Source organism: Methylobacterium sp. B1 (genome assembly GCF_000333255.1).
GTDB classification, from domain to species: Bacteria; Pseudomonadota; Alphaproteobacteria; order Rhizobiales; family Beijerinckiaceae; genus Methylobacterium; species Methylobacterium fujisawaense.
The window spans coordinates 1-5,414 of sequence record NZ_BACT01000499.1; the positions used below are offsets into that span (position 1 = coordinate 1).

Below are 5,414 nucleotides of genomic sequence, written 5' to 3' on the forward strand. Positions count from 1 at the left end.
CACCTTCGTGCTGGCGCGGGGGGAGCCGATCACATTGATCCTGAGTCCGACCGGGCTGACGGCGCCGGGCCTCGACCGCGTGATACCCTGGGCGGCCATCGCGGATCTCGACATGACGCTGAGCCGCGGCGGGATCGCAATGCGGCTGTTGCTGCCGCCCGGCGCCGACTGGCCGGAGCGGGCACCAGGCCGGCACGCGATGAAGCTCGACCCCAAGCGCCGCATCGTGACCCTCACGGTCGGGCTGCCGCGCAAGATGAAGCCGCAGGATTTCGCCGATCTGATCGCCCGCTATCAAGCGGCCCATCAGGCTCGCCGCCTTTTGCCCGAACGTGCGCCGATCGCGACCCCCGCCGTCCCTCTCGAAACCCATCCTGCTTGAGGATCGCCATGACTCCCCCTGCGAAGACAGAGGCCGAGGAAACCCTGCGGCTGCCATCGGAGCGCACCAGCTGGACCGTGATCTTCGGAGTGCTGTTCGGCTTCGTCCTGTTCAGCGGCATCCTGGTAGCCAGCGCGCTCTACACGGCGCCTGTCTTGATTTCGGACTGGCAGGTCCGCGAGACGGCGCAGCCTGTCCCGCGCGCACGGGTGGCAGATGGCAAGTGCAACGCCAAGCTCGTCATCCACATCTGCAATGCGACACTGACGCTATCCACGCCTCGGGGCAGCACGACACGGCGGGTGAACTACGTCTTCTCCGGCCCGCAGGCCGCCAATTTCGACCTCGTGGTGATGGCCGACCCGGCGCGGCCCGATATCGTCACCACAAATCTCGGTCTCGACCGGTTATGGAATCGGACCATCACCCTTCTCGTGATCGATGGAGCCATCTTGGCCTGTATCGTCGGAGCGTTGGTGTCGATCATCCGCAACGGGCGCGCGGCCTTCCGGGTCGCCATGTGACCGGCAAACCGCTCGGCCGAACCACACCGGGCGATCAGGGGGGCTGCCGCTGCGCAAGCCGTCGACGGGACAGGATGCTGGTCTTCGCCGCGGCGGATGGCGGCCTCCGGCTGCGAACGTCGAGCGGACGCTTCCGCCGCGCATCACGGCGGACAGGTGGAGCGACAGACCCGGACAGACCCGGACAGACCCTCATTGAAACGTATGGTCATCCAGTATTAATGCACATAAAACTAATTTGTTTAAATATTTTTGACGGACGGGCAGCCTGCGCAGCCAGTCTTAAAATCGTAAAGACAGCGTAGAATTTTCCTTCGACCCGATCCGGGCTCGGGTACGGCTCATGTCACGCGAAGGGTGAAATCTCGTTCGTGAAGGTCATATTGACGGGCATCTTTTCCGTCAGGACCCTGCGCCGCGCAGCAAGCAGGGGTTTGAATAGGGCATTGCTCTTCAAGAATGCGCCGAGCTTCGAGCCGGACACGAAAATCGTGGACTCGAACGGCTTCAAGGCGACAACATTCGGTGAAACCACGCGACCGCGTGTGAGTGCGCCGTTCTCGAAGAAATAGTTCCAGTTGTCTGACGTGACCACGACGGGTCGATTGACGCGCAGGATTCCCTCGGCGGCCTCCCGCGTGATCACATAGGCTGCCGTGGAGCCGAGACCGCTCATCTGCATGGGCAAGCACAAGCGGTGATTGCCGATCGGCACGGCATCGACGGTACTGAAAACCCCGATGTTCTTCGGCCAGTTGAACATCAAGACGACATCGCCCGGTCGAAGGGCGGCCTCGATGCCAGCCACGATCCCGTGGATCTGCGGCGGCAGGACGACGTCATCCTCGACGATGAGCGCATACGGCAGATCGCGGGCGATCAGGCGTTCGTAGGCGGCCATGTGGGACATCGCACAGCCGATCTGCCCAGGCGACAGATGAGGCGGGGGCGGAACGCGCGGATCCGGGACCGCGCCCTCGTACCCGGCAACCTCGAAATCCGGCCCCCAGGCTGCGGCGAGATGACGGGAGATGTACGCGTGCCGTTCCGGAAAACGACGCAAGGAAATTCCAAAACAATACATCGTGTTCACCTCTGTGTGGTGCCGGCTCACGAGACGGGGGGCCGACGGAGTTCGTGCCCGCGTCCAGGCCCCGCCGCCACAGTCAGACACGGCTCAAGCCCGAAAGGCCGCACGCCCATGAATCATCCGCCCCGCGACGTTCCCTGACCCCATGACCGGCAAGAGCGCCGCGAACAGGAGTTGGTGCAGACCGTGATTGATGAAGAGCGGGCATTCCAGGCAGATGAGGACGCAGAGCTGGCTCATGAACAGGATCGGCCAAGCCTCCACATATCCGGACGAGCGCGCGAAGTGCGCGATAACCCGGCGCCCCATATCGAGGAATGTCACCGTAAAGACGATGAGACCGACGATGCCGAACGCGACGATGGCGTCGATGAAGTTGTTGTGGAAAAACCAAAGCTTTTGCTTGGTCACGAAATGCAGATATGCGGCCGTTGTGAGCGGGCTGTCCCAGTAAGCTCTGTATCCGACACCGATCAGCGGCTCGCGCCAGAATTGATCGAGTCCGAACTGCCAGAGGATCGTACGGCCCGTCAGCGTCCTGTCCTTGCCGAGGTCGGAGAGCAGGCTCGCCGAGATGTCTGCGCCTCGCGCGGCGAGCACGACAATGCCAATGCCCGCGAGTGCGATGACGAGGCCGAGGCAGAAGCCCGTCACGTGCTTGCCCTGCCGCCACGCGAAGATCGCGGCAAGGGGCGCCAGTCCCACCATCGCCGCCACCAGCGCCGTGGCCGAGTGGGTTGCCACGAGAAGCGCCAGCGCGAGGCCGAACCCCACAGCGGTGAGGAGTCGGTTCCAACCCTGGAGGAACAGGCAGGCTGCGCACAGGATCTGCAAGCTCGCCATGGAGCCCAGAACGTTCTTATGTGAATAGATGCCGGCCCAGTCGCCGTTCATCCCGCGTGTGAGGCTCGGGGCCACGACCGTGAGGATGGCCGACAGGATCTGAGCGAACAGAAGACCCAGGAAGACAATCCGGATAATGCGCGACAGACCCATCGTGGTGCGCAGCGCAATGCCGGCCACGATGGTCGCGAGCAATTGCAATCCGTAATAGGCCGAGAGGCCGGGTGTCAGGGACCACAGAGCCGACACGATCGCCAGGAGCGGCCAAGTCAGCAGCAGCAACCGACTTCCGAACAGGGTCGCGGCAAGGTCGCGGCGCAGGACCAGGAACACCAGGGCGGCGAGATCGGCACAGGCCCAGATCAGCCTTTCGAGACCCGGCAGCTTGATCTGCTCGCCGATCACGGGCGCGAAGACGAACAGGGCGATCCACGGGATGGCGGCGACGCCGAGCTTCGGCATGGCATCGGTCGCGCCTTCGTCGCGCGCCGCGCCGTTCCAGCGAGGACCGACGCCGGACGGGCCGAACGGTGACCACGCCACGCCCGCCGCATGTCCGGTTTCGAGGGTGGCCAAGTCGCGTGGAAACGCCATCGTTCGATCTCGGGTCCCCGGATGAGGCGGTGCCATCTCGGACGCGCGAGCCCTCTACGGCCCGACGCAGCCGCGGACTCGGCCCCTCGCGATCCGACGCTAGCCCGACCGATGCGGGCGCTGAACTCGGCCAAACGAGGTAGGGGCGGCTCGCGCGGCGGACGCCTCCGATCGACCGAACCGACGCCGGATCACGCTCCGGCAGCACCGCCCGAGTTACGATGCCGCACCCAGGCCCGGCGGGGCGACCCATGCGCGCCCCCCTGCGACGAAGGTCTGTTTTCACCAGCTCGGGGCACGTCAAACGCGCAGATGTCCCGATCGGACCCGACCGTTTTGAAGATCTTAGACAATCGGCACGGAACTCATGGGACGATTAGGCACTTGGACGTTCGTTGAATCTTGGAGGAGCGTTTGATGAAGGTCTCACGTCTGGCGGGCGCGGTTGCGCTTCTGGCCGTCGCTGCCGGTCCCGCTTTCGCGGCCCCGTGCAGCACTGGAACCACAAAATCGAAGACCCCTGATCAGCAGGCTTCCAACCCGAACAGCTCCGATGTCGACAAGTCGAGCAAGAATCTGGCCGGCGGCCAGCAGCCCGCCTCGCCCGGCACGGTCGGCGCCATGAACAACGCCGGCGCGACGCAGACCGCGGATCGGCAGGCCCCGACCGATGCGGGCGCGAAGTCGAAGTCGACGGACCCGGCTGCCGCGAATCTGGCCGGTGGCCAGCAGCCCGCCTCGCCCGGCACGGTGGGCGCCATGAACAAGGCCGCTGCTGACAGGCAGACCGCTCCGGTCTCCGACGACGGCTGCTGATCCGAACCGTACCCTTTCCCGCTCTATGAAAGCCCGCTTCGCAGTGTCGAGGCGGGCTTTTTCGTTCCTGTCCTCCGGCCGCGGCGAACCCGGGCTCCCGATCGAGCGATCCGGTTTGAACCGGCCAAGTTCGGGTGTATCTGGCATCGAAACCGGGTAGATTCGGCAATCGAGGTTAAGGGAGGAGTGCGACGTGGGTGGTCGCCGGGCGATGCTGCTCATCGGAGGGATGGTGCTCGCCGCGGCCGGTCTCGCCGTCACGCCACCGGGCCAAAGGCTGCGGGCGGATGCGGGCCCGATCATCGCGGAGATGCGGGCGCGGGCAACGGCGCTCGTCCCCGATTGGCGCGATGGTCCACCTGCAGCGGCACAGCTTCCGGCGCCGCGCACCGCCGTCGAGGATGGACGGACGGTGGTGCGGCTGACGGCAATCGAGCGCGCGCGGATCGGGCTCGTGGCCGAGTCACGGCCGGCCGTGCTTCACCGGCAGGAGCTGACCGCCTACGGCAGCGTCCTCGACCTCGCCCGGATCACCGAACTCACCAACAGCTATGCGGGCGCCGTCGCGGCGCTCCAGACGGCGCGCGCCCGTGTCGAAGTCTCGGCCAGTGCTGCCCGCCGGGCCCGTAACCTGGGCGCCGGCGTGGTGGCGGTGGCGCAGATCGAAACCGCCGAGGGCACGCTCCTGACCGATCAGGCGTCGATGACGGTGGCGGAGTCGCAGTTGCGGACGCTCGCCGCCACGGCGCGCCAGGAATGGGGTTCGGTGCTCGGCAAGGCGATCATCGAGCGGTCTCCGCTGGTGACGCGCCTGATCGAGCGGACCGATTTCCTCATGCAGGTCACCTTACCGCCCGGGGAGACGCTTCCCGAAGCGCCGCAGGCCGCCTTCGCCGAGGTGCCGCCCCAGAGCGCGCGGGTTGCCCTCCGGCCGGTCTCGCCCGCGACGCGGACCGATCCGCGGATCCAAGGGCAGAGCTTCTTCTACCTGGTCTCCGGCGAGAGCGGCCTCCTGCCCGGCACCAGCACGATGGCGTTCCTGCCGGCGTCCCGCGCGGTCAAGGGCGTCCTCGTGCCGGAGGATGCCGTCGTCCACGGAGAGGGCGGCACCTGGGTGTATCGCGGCACCGGCGACGGCGCCTACGTGCGCCATCCGGTCCGGCCG

Annotated in this window: 5 protein-coding genes and 1 pseudogene; 4 read left to right on the plus strand and 2 right to left on the minus strand. The window is 66.1% G+C overall.

The features are described 5' to 3' along the window. Together I53_RS14530 and I53_RS14535 are read left to right on the plus strand one after the other, a co-directional pair. Positions 1-382, plus strand: a pseudogene (locus tag I53_RS14530) (peptidase M48); the annotation flags it as partial. After that, positions 379-906 (plus strand): hypothetical protein, encoded by a 528-nt coding sequence (locus I53_RS14535; RefSeq protein ID WP_251982319.1) that lies wholly within the window; start codon positions 379-381, stop codon positions 904-906. The pseudogene I53_RS14530 and the gene I53_RS14535, both read left to right, overlap by 4 nt. Positions 907-1,252: 346 nt before the next feature. On the opposite strand, the gene I53_RS14540 is transcribed toward I53_RS14535, so the two are convergent. Both I53_RS14540 and I53_RS14545 read right to left on the minus strand, forming a co-directional pair. Beyond that, entirely contained in the window at positions 1,253-1,939 is a 687-nt protein-coding gene (locus I53_RS14540) for a glycosyltransferase family 25 protein (protein WP_374701326.1), read from the minus strand. A gap of 144 nt (positions 1,940-2,083) precedes the next feature. After that, positions 2,084-3,244, minus strand: a complete 1,161-nt coding sequence (locus I53_RS14545) for an O-antigen ligase (protein WP_251982320.1) — start codon at positions 3,242-3,244, stop codon at positions 2,084-2,086. A gap of 606 nt (positions 3,245-3,850) precedes the next feature. On the opposite strand from I53_RS14545, the gene I53_RS14550 reads away from it, so the two are divergent. Further along, positions 3,851-4,249: a hypothetical protein gene (locus I53_RS14550; protein ID WP_043351879.1), complete on the plus strand. Its 399-nt coding sequence runs from the start codon at positions 3,851-3,853 to the stop codon at positions 4,247-4,249. Between the two features lie 193 nt (positions 4,250-4,442). Beyond that, on the plus strand, positions 4,443-5,414 hold a 972-nt coding region (locus I53_RS14555), incomplete at its 3' end, for a hypothetical protein (RefSeq protein WP_051044821.1).